This is a genomic window from Haloarcula sp. H-hyl2 (assembly GCF_056934385.1).
The window spans coordinates 465,592-481,904 of sequence record NZ_JBRIIJ010000002.1; the positions used below are offsets into that span (position 1 = coordinate 465,592).

Sequence of the window (16,313 nt, forward strand, 5' to 3'; positions counted from 1 at the left end):
TCTCATCGGAGTGTACGCGATTCACGCCCGGCCTGAAGGCCGGGATTCTCTCGCTGACTCAAGATAGTTCCGGTCCGTCACTCGCTTCGTGCTGTTCCACGGCTCGCTTTCGAGGGCCGCTCCCTGCTCACGGCTCGCTTCGCTCGCCGTTCCGCCTCGATGCCCTCGCTGGCGCTCGGGCATCGCTACCGCTCCGCGGCTCACTCCGTTCGCCGCTTCGCATCGATGTCCTCGCTATAGTGATAGTCATAATTTTTGGATAGATAAGAAGCGCTCAATCCAGGCTTCGGCGAAGCTAAGGCGGCCTGCATAGTCGTGGAACACGTCACAAATCATCGAGCGATACGCGTCAAGAGTAGGCGCGTCACGTGGTGAGAGGTCACGTTTCACGCTTTTCCAGATCTGTTCGATCGGGTTCAGATCTGGAGAGTATGGTGGGAGTGCAACTCTAGTTAGATTAAGCTCTTCAACCACAGTGTCGACATAGTCAGCAAAATGAGATGAGAAGTTGTCACAGACAATGATGATCGGTCGGTCAGGGTTCTTCTGGCGGATGCTGTGGGAAAAAATCAGCCACGGATTCCTTGCTCAGATCGTCTTTGCATTCCACGACGCTGTCGCCTAGTACTGCGTAAAACCCGAAGACAACATCGTCAAACGACGCTGTTGGCGTCTCTTTTTCTAGCGTCGGCTTGTCGAATGACCACAACCGCCGGCTGTTGTCTGTCGTGCGAGGCCAGGCTTCGTCCAGAAAGCCGACGACGACGCCGCCGTCGGTCACAGCGTCGTCCTCTAATTCGTCGAGGGCGGCCTCGAGTCGTTGTTGAAGCTGTTCTTCGGCGTCGTCTGGGCGGTCAGGCGATCCCGGTCGTGGAACAGCGTATCTCATCCCCAATTTTTTGAGAAGTCTCGGAACATGTCTTTGTGAATATGAGACGCCAAACCCTTCTTTGATGAGCTGATGAACATGTTCAGTGGTGAGTGGCTGGTGCTGCTTGAGAACCTCAGTAAGTCGCTGCTGTTCTCGCTCGGATAACTTGGGTGGCCTGCCACCGCCGAAATCAGGGCGCAAGCCGTCAATCCCCTGCTTATTCCACCGATCCGTCCACCGGCTGGCGGTTGGTTGAGTCACGCCGACACGGGATGCTGCCTCGGTGATCGAATCACCTGCGTAGAGGTTCTTAATCAGGCATAATCGCCGAACTACGCGTGTTTCTTCGTTTGATTGAGCTTCGTCGATCGCGGCGTCAAGCTCTGATTCATCCAGATGTTTTCTCACCTCTTTCGACGGGCCAGGCATTATTGATCCAACTCACTGTGACAATACAAAAGTTTCGGCAGTTACTAACGCTCGGACATCGCTACCGACACGCTTTCGGCTCACGCCCACCCACCGACGGGCATGTTCCCCGAGTTCGAGGTCGTCCCGGCGGTCGACATGCAGGACGGGCAGGTCGTCCAGCTGGTCGGTGGCGAGCGCGGTACCGAGAAGACGTACGGCGACCCCGTCGAGGCTGCACAGCGGTGGGTCGAGGCGGGCGCACGCACGCTCCATCTGGTCGACCTCGACGGCGCGTTCGAGGGCGAGCGCCAGAACGCCGACGCTATCGACGCCGTGCTGGCGGCCGTCGACGAGGACGTCGAGGTCCAACTGGGCGGCGGCATCCGGACTGCCGAGGGCGCCATCTCGCTGCTCGACCGGGGCGTCGACCGGGTCATCCTCGGCACCGCCGCGGTCGAGAATCCCGACATCGTCGCCGAGATCAGTGAGAGCTATCCCGACAGCGTCCTCGTGAGCCTCGACGCGAAGGACGGCGAGGTCGTCGTCTCGGGCTGGACCGAGGGGACCGGGCTGGACCCCGCCGAGGCTGCCCAGCGCTACGCCGACCTCGGCGCCGGGGGCATCCTCTTTACCGACGTCGACGTCGAGGGCCAACTGGACGGTGTCCGGACCGAGCCCGTCCGGCGCCTGGTCGAGGCGGTCGACATCCCCGTCGTCGCCAGCGGCGGCGTCGCGACCGTCGACGACGTCGTGGCCTTGCAAGCGGCCGGTGCAGCCGCCGTCGTCGTCGGCAGCGCGCTCTACGAGGGCGAGTTCACCCTGGCTGCGGCGATGGCGGCCGTCGAGAACGCCTGAGAGGGTCACAGACGACGGGAGAGCAACAGTTATCTCGAATCCACGCGTACCGTTCTCATGGAGCCGGGGTGCACGCTGACAGTCTTGTTCGTCGCCGAGAGCGACGCCGACCGGTCCCGGTTCATGGACTGCTTCGAGGCCGATGCCGTCGTGCTCCCCAGCATCACGCACTCGGCCGACGACGCACTGGACAGGCTCGAATCGGCGGCTATCGACTGTGTCGTGAGCGACGGCGCCCGGACGACTGCCGGCCCCTCGTTGCTCACGGCCGCACGAGCACTCAGCGAAACCGTCGTCACACTCCTGTACACGGGAGCACCCGCGAACACACTCATGGACGAGGTCGCCGATGTCGTCCTCCAGCGACAGTCTGACGACTCGGCGTTCTCCGCTCTCCGGTCGGCGATCTACGAGGAGACGGGGGTCGCCAGCGTGGACGACCGGACGGACGGCTGGCGGTTCCTCGGCCGGTTCTCGTGGACGGACGGGTCGAACGTCGGAACGACAGTCGTCGAACGGCTGACCGAGGCGACCGGCCAGGACGCCCTCGCCGCCGACCCGCTGTACGACAGTATCGATCCTGGTGCGCTCGATACCCTCGTCCGCACGGCCGCCGAGCGGGAGACGACGACACCGGTCACCGTCCAGTTCCCCTTCGGTGACCACGTCGTCGACGTCTCGGCAGCGGGGCCAGTGTGGTACCGACCGGCGACGTGCTGAGGGGGGGGGTCTCAGCCCGAATACAGCGTCACCGCGGTCGCGCCGTACCCCTCGTAGAACGGCCTGATCCCACCCTGTGTGTTCCCGGCCGAGACGCGGCCTTCTGGCGTCTCGAAGACGAGACTGTTCTCCATCGGGAAGTCGTTGGTCGGGTCGCCGACGAGTCCCTGGCGGACCTCGACCACCGGGACCCGTTCGTAGGTCCGTTCGCTGCCGTCCAGTCCCGACAGCGTGACGTCCGCGAGCAGGTCCCGTCCGGCGGCCGTGTGCAGCGCCGCGTTGGTCGCCGCGGTCCGGAGGTGCTCGTAGGTGGTCGGCAACGGGTCCGGGTCGGTGACGTACCGGTCCTCACCCATCGGCCAGAAGTTGGCGACGACGTTGCCGAAGAAACCGCTGCCGATCTCCCGCTGTGCGAACGCCAGTGCGTACTCCTTGCCGTGCCGACCCGAGAGCACGGCGTGTGGTCCCATCAGCCCCCGCTGCTCGTCGACGAGGACGTGGACCGGCGCCGTCGCGTCCCAGGTCCGGACGACGTCGGCGAGGGCCGGCCAGTCGGCGTCGAGGGCCTCCTCCGAGAGCGGCGCGACCACGAGCAGGTAGACGAACACGCCCCGGTCCTGGGCCGCGGCGAGCGCGTCCGCGAGGTGCTCGACCTCCGGTGCCGGGACGACGAGCAGCGCCTCGCGCTCGGCGTGGTCGAGCGCGCGCCGGGCCCGCTTGCGGACGGTCGCCCGCGAGTGGACCACCTCGACGGCCGCGCCGTCGTCGGCCGGTTGTTCGTAGAGGTCGTCGATGGTCTCGCCCAGTTCCTCGACCCGCGAGGAGAGCGCGCCGATGGCGTCCTCGGGCCTGCGGGCCCGCAACACCGCCGGGCTCACGGTCTCGTCGACGGTCACCAGCCCCCGGTCGGCGAGCGCCGCGGCGATGTCGTAGACGTACCCCTGCGAGACGTCCGCGGCCCGCGATACCTCCCCCGTGGTCGCCGACCCCGCCCGGAGGACGGCCAGATAGGCCGCGATCTCCTTCTCCGAGAGTCCGAAGGCGGCGAGGTGGTCCCGTAGCGCGTCGGCAGACATGGGAGAGTATTGTTCTACTATACACAAAATATTTTTCCACGAGGGCGTACACGATGATGTATGAACGAGACGGCTGGCGTACACGAGACCGAAAGCGGGTGGGATACCAAGCGCTGGTGGACGCTGGCCGTCTTCGCGTTCGTGGCCCTGGAAGGTGCGGGCCTGCAGATGCGCGGGGCCGTCATCCCCGAACTGCGGACGACCTTCGGCGCGCCCGACTGGCAGTTGGGACTGGTCGCACCCGCGGGGACGGTCGGGTTCCTCCTGGCCGTGATGCTCGTGGGGGCTGTCGCGAGCCGGTTCGACACGCGGCGCCTGCTCCTGCTCGGGTTCGTCGGGACCGGCGTCGGGATGCTGTTTATGGGAGTCGCCCCCTCGTTCCTGCTCTTTCTCGGGGCGCTGTTGGGTCGCGGCCTCTTTACCGGCGTCGGCCGCGGGACCGACCGACCGCTGTTGAGCCACCTCTACCCGGCACAGCGGGGCCGCCTGTTCAGCTACTACGACATGATGTGGGCCGTCGGCGCGACCATCGGCCCCGCGCTGGTCGCGGCGGCGGTCTGGCTGGGCGACTGGCGGTTGGCGTACTTCACGCTCGGCCTGGCGTTCGTCCCGCTCGTGGCACTGGTCTGGACGCTCCCGACGCCGGACGTCGGCGGCGGCGACGACAACCTCGATCTGGCGGAACTGCGCCGCATCGGCCGCCAGCCCGAGGTTCTGGCGACGGCCGTCACGCTGTTCCTCTCGGCCGGCATCGAGGGCGGGCTGTTCACCTGGTTGACGACGTTCTCCCAGGGCCGACTCCCCGGCGCGCTCGCGACGGCCTCGCTGAGTGTGATGCTCGCGGCGTACATCCCCGGCCGGTTCGTCTCCGGGCGCCTCTCCGAGCGGTTCGGCTACGCTCGCCTGGGTCTCGCGCAGGCCGGCTTGCTGGTCCCTGCGTTCCTCTACACGTTCTTCCTCGCGGAGGGACTGGCCCTGCTCGCCGGCTTCTTCGTCATCGGGCTGGTGCTGTCCGGGCTCTACCCGACGATGCTGGCCTACGGGACCGAGGCCGTCCCCGAACACAGCGCGCCGGTCAACGCCATCGCCGCGGTCACCTCCGCCGCTGGGATCGCGGCCGTCCCGGCGGCGATGGGCTTTCTCATCGGCGACGCCGGCATCCTCCGGGCGATGCGCCTGCTGTGGATGCCGATCGCGGTGTTGCTGGCCGTGACGTTCCTCACCTGGCTCGTGATCGGCCGCGTGTCGGAGTAAAATAACTGATTCGCTGTGTCAGGCTGGTGTGGAAGCAGAGGTGCGTACACGAAGTCGGATTCAAACAGCCAGAAAGCCCCCGGTGTTTCGGCTCCCGCGACTCGCTGCGCGCGCTCCGCGTGCTTGCTTCGTCGGGGGAGCCGAAACACCGGCCCCTTTCAGTCCCACCCGTAGCTGGTTGGTCAATCAGCATGGGGTGGGACTGAAAGGGGCGGCAGGCTGAACGATGGCGGGCGACGCAAGCACCGCAGGCCGGAGGCCGAGGAGCACAGCGAGCCCCCCGAGTTCAGCCTGCCGGGGCTTTCTGGCTCTCACGATACCGTGTCACGCCAGTAGAAAGTACAGCTACTCCTAGCCGTGAGGTCCAAATAGACGGGCCGACACGCTTCGTGTATGACCGACCGCACGGCGGCCGTCACACGCGAGACGGCCGAGACGGACATCGAGGTGACCCTGGACGTCGACGGCGACGGGGAGTCGACGGTCGAGACAGGGGTGGGCTTCTTCGATCACATGTTGACGGCGTTCGCCACGCACGGGCTGTTCGACCTGACGGTCCAGTGTGACGGCGATCTGGAGATCGACGACCACCACACGGTCGAGGACGTCGCCATCACGCTCGGGGAGGCGTTCACGGAGGCACTGGGCGAGAAACGCGGTATCCGGCGCTTCGCCGACCGACGGGTCCCGCTGGACGAGGCGGTCGCCAGCGTCGTCGTCGACGTCTCGGGGCGGCCCTACTACGAATTCGACGGCGAGTTCTCCCAGGCCGAGGTCGGCGGCATGACCAGCCACATGGCCCAACACTTCGGGCGCTCGCTGGCGATGAACGCCGGACTGACGCTGCACTGTGGCGTCGCAGGCGAGAACGCCCACCACGAGATCGAGGCGCTGTTCAAGGGGCTGGCACGGGCGCTGGACGATGCGACGCGGATCGACGAGCGCCGGAGCGACGTCGCGAGCACCAAAGGCGAGTTGTAGGTGTCGGGGGCGACCGCCCGCGGTCGAACCCAAGAGGGAAAGCGGTCGCCACCGATGAGTCGGGCATGTTCGACGAGATCATGGAGAAGTTCGAGGACTCGCCCGGCCAGCAGGCCGTCATCCGCCTGCTGCTCGAACGGGGGTTCTCGGTCAACGAGGAGGGGCGGGTCGTCTCGGGTGGGATCGAGATTCCCAACACGGGCATCGCACGCGAGGCCGACGTCGACCGCCGGGTAGTCAACGCGACGACCGACGCCATCCTGGCCGACGAGGAACTGCGGCGCATCTTCCGGAACATCTCGGCGGTCCCCAGCCTGCTGGATCTCGCGCCGGTGCTGGACCTGACCGCCGTCACCGTCCACGTCCGGGACGCCGACGAATCGGGCATCGTCGCCGCCGTCACGGGGGCCATCGCCGACCGCGGCATCCCGATCAGACAGGTACTGACCGAGGACCCCGAGTTCACCGACGAGGCCGTGCTCTACGTCATCACCGACGAGGAACTGCCCGGCGACCTCGTCAACGAGATCACCCGGATGGCGTTCGTCCGGACGATCGAACTGGCCTAGTCCGGCGAGAAGGCCTCGACCGGACTCGGCCGCTGGATACCCAGGGCCGCGCGGACCGCCAACGTGACTGCGACGACCACGGCGGCGCTCTGGACCGCGTTGGCGACCCCGCCGAACAGGAATACCGTGGTGGCGGTCGTCCCGATGGACCCGGAGACGGCCCACCGGACGAGACCGGGGAGGAGCGCGACCACGAAGACCCCCGGCGCGACGACGAGCAGCGGGTGGTCGAACCGATCGACCCGCAGCGCGGCGTACACGCCGAGGACGATGACAGCGGGCCCGACGATCCCGGCGGCGGTGACGGCGACGGCGGACACGGGCTGATCCAGCCAGGGCTGGTCGATAGCGTCGGGGACGGTCATGATCGCCTGCCGCAGCAGACTCGCGACCACGAGCACCCCGAGTGCGAACAGGAGGCGTCGATGGCGGGAGCTAGCAAGGGACACACGAGGAGGATCGCGGCGCCCCGGGCATAAATCTCGGCCACAGGCTTTTCCCCGTGCGGTCGAAGGCTCGGCCGAGATGGCGACCGTCATCGTCGAGACGGCAGACGGCGAGCGACAGGAACTGACTGCCGAGGAGGGGGCCGTCCTGCGGGACGTGTTGCTCGCGGCGGACCGCTCGCCACACGGCCGGTACGCCCGGCGCCTGAACTGTGGCGGACGCGGCATCTGTGCGACCTGTGGGGTACGCCTGGCCGACGCGCCCGTTCCCGACCACTGGCACGACGACCTGGCGGACCGCTTTGGCTACCCGCGCCTGTCCTGTCAGCTCCGCGTCCGGGACGGGATAGTCGTCGAACTGCTCGACAAACGGGTGTGGGGGAGCCGAGCACCGGAGAAAGGAGGGCGGACTGATGGCGGGAACGGCGAAGGATAAGCGCTATTCGCGTGCCGCCGGTACGGGCGACCGTGACAGAGAGGTTCCGGACGGTCGGCGAGCGGGCCGAGGCCCGTTTCGAGGTCCAGGGCTCGGAGTTCATCGGCCACGTCGCGCCCGTCGAGACCGTCGCGGCCGCCGAGGCGTTCGTCACGGAGATCGAGGCAACCTACGACGACGCGACCCACAACGTGCCGGCCTATCGCGTACGAGCGGACCCGTTCCGGGAGTACAGCAGCGACGACGGTGAACCGAGTGGCAGCGCCGGCAAGCCGGCGCTCAACGTCCTCCAACAACGCGAGATCGAGAACGTCGTCGCCGTCGTCACCCGCTACTACGGCGGGACGAACCTCGGCGTCGGCGGACTGGCACGGGCCTACTCGCGGGCGGTCAAGGACGGCGTCGACGCCGCCGGCGTCGTCGAGGCGGTCCCCCACGAGACGTTCACGGTCACCGTCGCGTACGACGACTCCGGGAGCGTCCGCGGCCTGCTGGAATCCGCCGGCGTCGAGTTCGAGGCCGCCTACGAAGCCGACGTCCGGTTCGAGGTACGGGTCCCGGCCGCCGAGGGAGCGAGTCTCCGTGACGACATCCGCAGCGCTACGAGCGGGCGAGCGGAGATCGAGGGGTACTGATAGGGATTATCGTCGCAGTCCAGAGATTGCTCCCGTGAAATCGAATTCCGGTACCGGAGGACTCGATCCCGCCGGTCGGCTACGATACTCCCGATGGGTGGGTCCCATCAGTGGGTGGGACCGACGTGTCAGGCGGTGACATCCCCCACGCGCCGCTGCCAGTTCTGTAAGAATTCATCTGGAGCGATTTTCGATCTCCGTGCGGGGATCTCCAGTCGAAACGAAGGGGTTAAACGGTCGGGCGGACGGCGAGAACTCGCAGTGATCCTCGTTCTCCCATCCGTTTAAAATACCTTTCGGTCCGGCCGGTCAGTCGGTGCGGAACGCGCGGTCGCCGGCGTCGCCCAGTCCGGGAACGATGAACCCGTCGTCGTCGAGTTCCTCGTCGATCGCGACCGTCAGGACGTCGACGTCTGGGAAGGCGCTGGAGACCCGGACGATCCCCGGTGGGGCCGCCACCGCAGAGAGCGTGATCAGCGTCTCCGGCTCGGCCTGGTCGGTGGTGATGTGATCGAGTACCGCACACATCGTCGACCCGGTCGCCAGCATCGGGTCGGCGACGATGACGGTGTCCTCGGGTCGGATATCGGGGAGTTTGACGTAGTCGACGGAGATGGGGAACTCGCCATCCTCGTCCATGCCGGCTTCCTCGTCACGACTGGCCGAGATGACCCCCTGGCGGGCGCGAGGGAACGCCTTCAGCAACCCCTCGACGAACGGCGTCGCCGCCCGGAGGACGTTGATGATGACGACGTCGTCCAGGCCCTTGACGCGCTCGCCCATCGTCGTCGTCAGCGGCGTCTCGATCTCCACGTACTCGGTCTCCATCCGGCCGTCGATGATCTCGTAGCCACAGATACGGCCCAGTCGGACGAGTCCCTTCCGGAACCCGACCTGTTCGGTCCCGACGTCACGGAGCTTCGAGAGTTCGTCTTTCGCGAGCGCGTGGGTGACGACCGAGGCGTCACCGCGCTGTTCGATCGGCATACCGATGGGCTACAGCCGGTGGGGGGTAAACAGTTTCCACTCAGGTGGGTTCGGCGCTGGCCGGCTTCTCGGCGGCCGTCCGCCCGCGCTGGCGATTCTTCAGCAGCAGGCCGGCGAACAGGACCACGCCGACGGCGCGCAGCCCCAGGTCCATCACGAGCGTCACCTCGCCGCCGCCGAGTCCGAGGAGGCCGGTGATGTCGAACAGCCCCGAGACGGCCAGTCCCGGCGCCATCAACAACAGCGAACTGACAGCAAAGGCGACCCGTTCGAGCCGCGACACCGGGCCGTAGACGAAGCCGATGACCGTCGCGGCCAGCGCGACGACACCGACGAAGACGCCGGCGACCGGGATCAGCACGTCGAAGAGAGCGAATCCGGGATCGGCGAAGTCGGCGAGCCGGACGACGCGGTACTGCTCGCGGATCGGGAGTTCGGCGGCGTTCTCCTTGCGCCGCAGGAGGACGATCCCCGGTGAGAGGATGAACGCGAACGGGACGATCGCCTTGTTCAGCGACAGCGAGAAGGCGTCGATCCCCGTCTGGAAGGCATCGGATTTAGCCACCCCCGAGGCCGCATACGCGGCGACGGCTACCGGTGGGGTGATGTCCGCGATCACCCCGAAGTAGAGGATGAACAGGTGGGCCGCCAGCAGCGGGACGCCGAAACTGGTCAGCGCCGGCGCCAGCAGCGAGACGAGGATGATGTAGGTGACCGTCGTGGGCATTCCCATCCCGAGGATGATCGACGCGACAGCCGTCACGAGCAACAGTAGGACGAGCGAGCCGCCGGCGACGGCCCGGATGAGCGCCACGAGGTTCGGGCCGAGTCCGGAGACGCTGATAACGCCGGGGATGATGCCGGCGGCCGCGACGGCGATGACGACGGGGACGGCCGTCCGAGCGCCGCCCTCCATCGACTTCCCGAGGAAGACACCGAGCCGGTAGAGCCCGTTGTGTGCCAGGTCCGAGCGGCCCAGCATGCCGGCGGTCGTCTCGGCGGCCTCGTCGACGGCGTCGTCGAACGAGAGGATCGGCGACTCCAGGCCGGGCCTGGTCGCGAGCGTCAGCACGCCGGCGATGATCGAGAGCCCGCCCAGTCCACCGACCGTGGCGGCGAAAGCTGCCTGTGGGGACTGTGGGCCGGGGCCCTGGCCGGCGATCGCACCGAGGATACCGGCACCGGCGAGCAGTTGGGCGAGGAAGGTAGCGACGAACAGCGCCGCGAAGATCACACCCAGCCGTGCTCGCGTCTCGTCGCTGTAGGCCGCGACGAGCGTGATGAGCGCCCCGATGGCGATGAGCGTGAACCACGCCGACCGGGCGACCGAGAGCCGTTCGACGATGAGATAGAACAGCAACAGACCGATGGGGACGAGGTAGAACCACCCCGTCCGGAGGTGGCTCCGCATGTCGACCAACTCCGATGGGTCGAGCCCGCCGATGTTCTGTTTGACCGCCTCGAAGTGGACCATCACCCAGACGCCGAAGAAGAAGACGATAGCCGGTATCGTCGCCGCGATGATGACCTCGCGGAACGGCGTCGCCGTGTACTGCACGATGAGGAACGCGGCGGCCCCCATCACCGGCGGGAGGATCTGCCCGCCCGAGGACGCCGATGCCTCGACGCCGCCGGCGAACTCGGGACGGTAGCCCGAGCGTTTCATCAGCGGGATGGTGAACGCGCCGGTCGTCACCGTGTTCGCGATCGAAGACCCCGAGATGGTCCCCATGAACCCGCTGGCGAGGATACTCGCCTTCGCCGGCCCGCCACGGCGGGTCCCCGTCGCGCTGTAGGCCAGGTCGATGAACCACTGGCCAGCCCCGGACATCTCCAGGAACGCGCCGAAGAGGATGAAGATGTAGATGAACTGTACGGAGACGGTCACCGGGATGCCGAAGACACCGTTCTCGGTGTTGTACCAGAGGTTCTGGACGATCGAGTCCCACGCCAGCGGCGGGATCGAGAGGACACCGACGTAGGCCGCGTCCTGGGGGATGAGAAAGCCGAAGCGAGCGTAGACGATGAACGCCGCGACGATGACCATCAGGTAGAGACTGATCGCCCGCCGGGTCGCCTCCAGGACCAGCAGGACCCCGATCACGCCCAGTACGAGGGCGTAGGAGGTCTCCGAGAGCGGCCCCAGGAGTCCCGCGACCGGTTCGAGGAACGTGAACACGCCCTGGATCGGCCGGCCGCTCTCCAGTCCGAGCGCGCGCATCCGCTGGATCTCGCTGAAGTCGGTGATGAAGTACGCCGCCGACAGTACGGAGACGGCCATCAACACGACGTCGAACGGCGTCACCCGCTCGAAGTCGGGGTCGACGAACAGCCAGCGCAGGCCCGCACCGACCCGGTGGACGGCCTGCGCGAGCGGATGGCCGGCCCCGAGGCGCGTGTCGAGCCAGTCAGCGAGCGCGAGCAGCTGTGTCGCGATGGGGCCGTCCCCCGTACTGGAGGGGTACAGCAGGAAGGTGAGCACCAGTCCGAACGCGACGTGGACGGCGTTGATCTGGAGCAACTGGAGCGACGCGAACTGGATCTCTCCGAGCAGCGGGATATCGATCGCGAGGACGAATCCCTCGGCGGCCAGCCACATCTGGAAGACGGAAAACGAGATGCCGATGATCGCCACGGCGACCGCGGCCGGCCCCCGTAGCGAGCGCTTGCGTTCGATCTCCTGGAGGACCTCGTCGACCTCCTCGTCGGTGATCTCCTCGGTCGATTGCTGGTCAGTCATGCGTTGTGAGTGTGTCCGCCGCGGCGGCGAGTGCGGACCGCTGAACGAGATGGATGTCGACGGACCGCTCGTCGGTGAGTGCGACCAGATCGACCGTCCGCGACCCGACGTGGAGTCGGTGGCCCGCGACCGCGCCGGGCGCGACGGTCACGCGCTCGTAGTTCCCCGGCGGGTCGTAGACGAGCGTGCCGTTCTGGCGGGTGACGTTCGCACGGCTCGGGAGCCCCCAGCCGTAGGACTCGAACTCCATCCGGGTCATCACCAGGCGATCCCCGCGGACGGTGTACTCGTCGTAGACGCGGGTCTGCTCGACGCTGTGGGTGTACTCCAGCGCGACGACGGTCCCGTTGTCGACCGGTTCCTGGAGGTATCGTTCGCCGGTCTCGGCGTCCTCGACGACGAGCGTGCGTCCGCCGGGAACCGCCGCGGCGCTGCCGACGGCGACGAGCACGACGAGCACGGCGACGACGGAGTCCCGGCGCATGCGTCCAGAGAGACGGCGGTCGACTGCGGAGACGGTGACGCGATCGGTTCACACGCCGAAGTACGCGGCCGCCCCGGGGTGGAGTTCGATCGACATCCCGTCCTGGGCCGAGTCCCTGCTGATGAAGTCCGTCTTGATGGTGAGTTCGTCGACGTGGTCGAAGATGGCCGCAGTGACCGTCTCGACGGTGGCGTCGGGCTGTTCGGCGTTGGTCGCGATCATCGCCTGGACGGCGACCGTCTCGACGGCCTCGTCGACGCCGGTGTAGGTCCCGGCGGGGATGGTGTCGTCTGCGAACCAGGAGGCGGCGTCTTTGACCGCCTGACGGTTGTCGCCCCGGATGGGGACGATGACGATGTCGTTCGTCGTCGCCAGGTCCTCGATAGCGCCGACCGGCCAGCCGCCGACGACGAACGCCGCGTCGATGTCGCCGTTCCGGAGCTGGTCGGCCGCCTGCGAGAAGGAGGCGTTCTGCTCCGTGAAATCGGAGATGCCGACCGCTTCGAGGATCTGGAGCGCGTTGACCTGGGTCCCGGAGCCGAGGTCGCCGGTGTTGATCGTCGCCCCCGAGAGGCCAGAGAGCTGTGTGATGCCGGTGTCGGCCAGCGTCACGATGGTGATGGTCTCGGGGTACAGCGTCGCGACTCCCATCAGGTTCTCGACGGCGTTGTCCTGGAACGCCTCGATACCGGTCCCGTTCTTCGCGAAGTAGGCCACGTCGTTCTGGATGAGCGCGAAGTCGGCGTCCCCGCTCCCGAGGTTGCCGACGTTCTCGACGCTGGCCCCCGTCGACTGTACGTTCAGCGTGAAATCGGTGTACTCCTCGACGATGGTCTTGAACTCGTTCGAGAGCGGGAAGTAGGTCCCCCCGGTCCCACCGGCGTGCCACGAGAGGCGAGTGTCGCCGCCGTTGCCGCCGTCGCCACCGTTGCCGTTCCCGCCGTCACCACCGTCGCCACCATCGCCACCTGTGCCACCGTCGCCGCCACAGCCCGCGAGACCGACGACACCTGCGACACCTGCGGCCCTGATGAACGTCCTTCGCGTGTGTCTTTTTGACATACAGTTGATACTGTTTCGGATTCTACCACTAAGCTATGCGCTGGTTATGCGCGGCTGGGACGGCCATCCCGCGACAAAGGTGACACTACCGGACGGTCGGGAAGCGGGTGTTCGGTGCCGGCTGGACGGCTGCTCGCGTTAGGACGGGGTTTCCACGCCGAGTTCCGCCAGCAGTGTCCGTGCGGCCCGTGCCGACGACGGCGGGCCGCGAGCGGTGACGAGGTCGCCGTCGACGGTGACGCTCGTGTCCGCGTCGAGTTCGGCGTCCCACTCGGCACCGGCGGCCTTGACCTCGTCTTCGACCCAGTACGGGAGCTTTCGCCCGTCGGGCATCAGGTCGTCGTCGTCGACGATACCCTCCTCCCAGGCGTTGGGGAAGCCGGTGACCGACCGCCCCTCGACGAGGAATCCGCCGTCGCTGTCGCGCGTGAACGCCAGGATACCGACGGCGTGACAGACGACCAGCGCCTTCCCCGCGTCGCCCTCGACGGCATCGCGAAGGAGTCGGCGCGCATCGCTGTCCTGCGTGACGTCCCACTCGGTGCCGTGGCCGCCGGGGAAGACGACGGCGTCGTAGTCGGCGGCGTCGACCCGCGCGATGGGTGTCGGGTCGTTGAGCCGCTCGTCGGACTCGTGGATCTCCATCACGTGGTCGGCCAGCTCCTCGCCGACCTCCTCGGGGTCGACCGAGCGCTCGTCGATCACCGGCGGGTCACCGGTCGGCGTGGCCACGGTGATGTCCAGGCCGGCGTCGGTGAGTGTGGTAAGCGGTTCGATACACTCCTCGCCCCAGTAGCCGTGCTCGCTGACGACAAACAGTGCTGCTGGCATCGTCTGCTGTAGGGACCCGACGCTGATAAGCCGCCGGGCGGGGTGCCGGCGGAAACGTTTAACCGGTCAGGGCGAATACAGGGACAGAACAAGATGGATATTGCAGCGGACGTAACTCCCCTGTCCATCAGTACCCGATTCTACAATGGCTGACATCGAAGAGAGCGTTTCAGGCTTCAAGATGCGCGGTGGCTGGGTCGACGTCGTCGAGCACGGCGAGCGGATCACCCGTGCGCTGAAAGACCTCGCCAGCGAGGAGGACGTCGAGGAACCGGTCGACGACGACGCCCTCGAAGAGTTCGACGACTGGCGACCCAAGAGTCACGAACGGCTCGACGAGGACGTCAACGAGAAGACCGCCGAACAGGCCAGCGTCGACGAAGGAAAGGGAGAGCAGGCCGGCAAGGACCCAGACGAGGACCTCCAGAAAGCCGGCGAGAAGTTGAGCGAGTCCTACGAGAACTTAGACGAACCCGACGAGGCCATCGACAAGTGGGGCGAGTCCGTCGACTACGTCGCTCGCGCGGCCGACTCGGCCGGTCGGAAGGCCCTCCGGAAGGTCGAGGACGCCGTCTACCGGAACGTGATGACACAGATCGCGCCCTACTACTTCGACAACGAACTCGTCAGCGCGAACCTCCGGCGGATCAACGGCGAGGACCACCCCGAATACGTCTTCGAGGTCAACGTCAACGACGACGACCTGAAACTGCGTGTCTCGAACCGTCTGGCGGACTACGACCAGTCGGTCGAGCGCTGGCACGTCGACACCGAGAAGGTGACCGACGCCGTCGAGGCTGCCGAGGGTGTGGATGCGGTCGAACCGGGGGAAGAGACGGACGCCAAAACGAACTAAGCGCGGGGTTGGCCGCGCGGCGTCGGCTTCCAGCATCGCAGACGCGAAAACCAACTGAGGCCGTCTCCGGACGGCCGGCTGTGGATTTCGTGTCCGAGAGGCGAAGACACACCGATCGACGCGGTGAACGCCGAAACGTACGCTACGCCCCTTCCTGTCGGAATTCGGGTCGATAGCTGACGATTCCGTCCACGTCGTCCAGTGCACCGTCCTGTAACGGTTTGACCATGAACGCGTCGTCAGCACCGTACTCGTTGCCGAGCCCGTACTCGCTCGCCCGTTCGAAGCCGAACCGGGAATAGTACCCGGGATCGCCGAGCACGACCACCGCGTCGACGCCGACCGTGCGACACTCCACCATCCCTCGTCGGATCAGCGACGAGCCGACTCCCTCGTTCTGGAAGTCCGGGCGGACACCGACCGGTGCGAGCCCGACCAGGTTGACGGTCGCTCCGTGATCGTCGACGGTCACTGGGGAGAACAGGACGTGGCCCACGACGTGGTCGTCGGCGACTGCCACGAGCGAGACCACGGCCTCACCGGCGTCGTGGATTCGCCGCACGATGCGTGCCTCGGTCCGGCCGTCGAAGGCCCGTCGATGTACCTCGAAGACGGCAGCAGCATCACTTTGGGTGAACGGTCGGATCGCCATGACGGTGTCTGTACGTTCTGGGAGGAGCGCTATGTTACAAGAGGTAGTCGGTCCTTCCGCCGACCAGCCCACGCAACAGGAGCGCAGCCGCGACGACGAGACATCCCGCGAGCCCGACGAACGCCAGCCGGTAGCTCGCGACGGCTGCCAGCCGATGTAGACCGGGCCCAGCGCGCCGACGCCGAGGAAGACCGCCCGCGCGGCGCCGAGGTCCGCACCGAGGTGCTCGTCGGGTGCAGCGTCCAGCAGCGTCGCGTCGGCGACCGGGAACACCGCCTTGTAGCCGACGGCGTAGGCCGCGATGGCGAGGCCGACGGCGACCATCGATTCGGCCGCGACGACGGCCGCCAGCGCAGCGACACCCAGCAGGAGACCGCCGTAGCCCGAGAACAGCCGCTCGGTGCGTGCGGTCACTGTCGGAGATCACCGACCGAGCGGTTTAGGCGG

18 protein-coding genes are annotated in these 16,313 nt (G+C 67.0%); 8 read left to right on the forward strand and 10 right to left on the reverse strand.

Annotated elements, in window-relative coordinates; genetic code table 11:
* Positions 1-246 precede the first annotated feature (246 nt).
* Both Hhyl2_RS12170 and Hhyl2_RS12175 read right to left on the reverse strand, forming a co-directional pair.
* Positions 247-573: a transposase gene (locus Hhyl2_RS12170; RefSeq protein ID WP_483552026.1), complete on the reverse strand. Its 327-nt coding sequence runs from the start codon at positions 571-573 to the stop codon at positions 247-249.
* Complete coding sequence (locus Hhyl2_RS12175; protein WP_483551039.1) at positions 536-1,300, reverse strand: IS630 family transposase; 765 nt, start codon at positions 1,298-1,300, stop codon at positions 536-538. The genes Hhyl2_RS12170 and Hhyl2_RS12175 overlap by 38 nt, the downstream gene beginning before the upstream one ends.
* Positions 1,301-1,402: 102 nt before the next feature.
* Here Hhyl2_RS12175 and hisA point away from each other — a divergent pair, with 102 nt between their 5' ends.
* Both hisA and Hhyl2_RS12185 read left to right on the forward strand, forming a co-directional pair.
* The gene (gene hisA, locus Hhyl2_RS12180; RefSeq protein WP_483551040.1) at positions 1,403-2,137 is read left to right on the forward strand and encodes a 1-(5-phosphoribosyl)-5-[(5-phosphoribosylamino)methylideneamino]imidazole-4-carboxamide isomerase; all 735 of its coding nucleotides are present in this window, start codon (positions 1,403-1,405) and stop codon (positions 2,135-2,137) included.
* Between the two features lie 57 nt (positions 2,138-2,194).
* A complete protein-coding gene (locus Hhyl2_RS12185) occupies positions 2,195-2,857 on the forward strand; it encodes a HalOD1 output domain-containing protein (protein WP_483551041.1) in 663 nt (220 codons plus the stop codon).
* Positions 2,858-2,868: 11 nt separating this feature from the next.
* Here the strand turns inward: Hhyl2_RS12185 and Hhyl2_RS12190 are convergent, their stop codons facing one another.
* Complete coding sequence (locus Hhyl2_RS12190) at positions 2,869-3,933, reverse strand: TrmB family transcriptional regulator sugar-binding domain-containing protein (protein ID WP_483551042.1); 1,065 nt, start codon at positions 3,931-3,933, stop codon at positions 2,869-2,871.
* Between the two features lie 60 nt (positions 3,934-3,993).
* Between Hhyl2_RS12190 and Hhyl2_RS12195 the strand changes: the two genes are divergently transcribed.
* The 3 genes from Hhyl2_RS12195 to trpY all read left to right on the forward strand — a co-directional run bounded on the left by Hhyl2_RS12195 (position 3,994) and on the right by trpY (position 6,737).
* Positions 3,994-5,187, forward strand: coding sequence for an MFS transporter (locus tag Hhyl2_RS12195; protein ID WP_483551043.1), 1,194 nt, complete (start codon positions 3,994-3,996; stop codon positions 5,185-5,187).
* 393 nt (positions 5,188-5,580) lie between these two features.
* Positions 5,581-6,168, forward strand: a complete 588-nt coding sequence (gene hisB / locus Hhyl2_RS12200; RefSeq protein WP_483551044.1) for an imidazoleglycerol-phosphate dehydratase HisB — start codon at positions 5,581-5,583, stop codon at positions 6,166-6,168.
* A 65-nt stretch (positions 6,169-6,233) separates the two neighbouring features.
* Positions 6,234-6,737: a TrpY family transcription regulator gene (gene trpY, locus Hhyl2_RS12205; protein ID WP_483551045.1), complete on the forward strand. Its 504-nt coding sequence runs from the start codon at positions 6,234-6,236 to the stop codon at positions 6,735-6,737.
* Here the strand turns inward: trpY and Hhyl2_RS12210 are convergent.
* Entirely contained in the window at positions 6,734-7,186 is a 453-nt protein-coding gene (locus Hhyl2_RS12210) for a hypothetical protein (RefSeq protein ID WP_483551046.1), read from the reverse strand. The genes trpY and Hhyl2_RS12210 overlap by 4 nt on opposite strands.
* A 76-nt stretch (positions 7,187-7,262) precedes the next feature.
* Here Hhyl2_RS12210 and Hhyl2_RS12215 point away from each other — a divergent pair, with 76 nt between their 5' ends.
* Both Hhyl2_RS12215 and Hhyl2_RS12220 read left to right on the forward strand, forming a co-directional pair.
* Positions 7,263-7,619: a 2Fe-2S iron-sulfur cluster-binding protein gene (locus Hhyl2_RS12215; protein ID WP_483551047.1), complete on the forward strand. Its 357-nt coding sequence runs from the start codon at positions 7,263-7,265 to the stop codon at positions 7,617-7,619.
* Between the two features lie 32 nt (positions 7,620-7,651).
* Entirely contained in the window at positions 7,652-8,254 is a 603-nt protein-coding gene (locus Hhyl2_RS12220; RefSeq protein ID WP_483551048.1) for an IMPACT family protein, read from the forward strand.
* 309 nt (positions 8,255-8,563) lie between these two features.
* On the opposite strand, the gene upp is transcribed toward Hhyl2_RS12220, so the two are convergent.
* The 5 genes from upp to Hhyl2_RS12245 all read right to left on the reverse strand — a co-directional run bounded on the left by upp (position 8,564) and on the right by Hhyl2_RS12245 (position 14,358).
* Positions 8,564-9,241, reverse strand: coding sequence for a uracil phosphoribosyltransferase (gene upp / locus Hhyl2_RS12225; RefSeq protein WP_483551049.1), 678 nt, complete (start codon positions 9,239-9,241; stop codon positions 8,564-8,566).
* 40 nt (positions 9,242-9,281) lie between these two features.
* Complete coding sequence (locus Hhyl2_RS12230; RefSeq protein ID WP_483551050.1) at positions 9,282-11,981, reverse strand: TRAP transporter permease; 2,700 nt, start codon at positions 11,979-11,981, stop codon at positions 9,282-9,284.
* A complete protein-coding gene (locus Hhyl2_RS12235) occupies positions 11,974-12,465 on the reverse strand; it encodes a DUF1850 domain-containing protein (protein ID WP_483551051.1) in 492 nt (163 codons plus the stop codon). Before Hhyl2_RS12235 ends, Hhyl2_RS12230 begins: the two co-directional genes overlap by 8 nt.
* A 48-nt stretch (positions 12,466-12,513) precedes the next feature.
* Positions 12,514-13,527 (reverse strand): TAXI family TRAP transporter solute-binding subunit, encoded by a 1,014-nt coding sequence (locus tag Hhyl2_RS12240; protein ID WP_483551052.1) that lies wholly within the window; start codon positions 13,525-13,527, stop codon positions 12,514-12,516.
* 138 nt (positions 13,528-13,665) lie between these two features.
* Entirely contained in the window at positions 13,666-14,358 is a 693-nt protein-coding gene (locus Hhyl2_RS12245) for a type 1 glutamine amidotransferase domain-containing protein (RefSeq protein ID WP_483551053.1), read from the reverse strand.
* 145 nt (positions 14,359-14,503) lie between these two features.
* On the opposite strand from Hhyl2_RS12245, the gene Hhyl2_RS12250 reads away from it, so the two are divergent.
* Positions 14,504-15,214: a DUF5828 family protein gene (locus Hhyl2_RS12250; protein ID WP_483551054.1), complete on the forward strand. Its 711-nt coding sequence runs from the start codon at positions 14,504-14,506 to the stop codon at positions 15,212-15,214.
* 142 nt (positions 15,215-15,356) lie between these two features.
* Here Hhyl2_RS12250 and Hhyl2_RS12255 read toward each other — a convergent pair whose 3' ends face one another.
* A complete protein-coding gene (locus Hhyl2_RS12255; protein ID WP_483551055.1) occupies positions 15,357-16,280 on the reverse strand; it encodes a GNAT family N-acetyltransferase in 924 nt (307 codons plus the stop codon).
* Positions 16,281-16,313 lie beyond the last annotated feature (33 nt).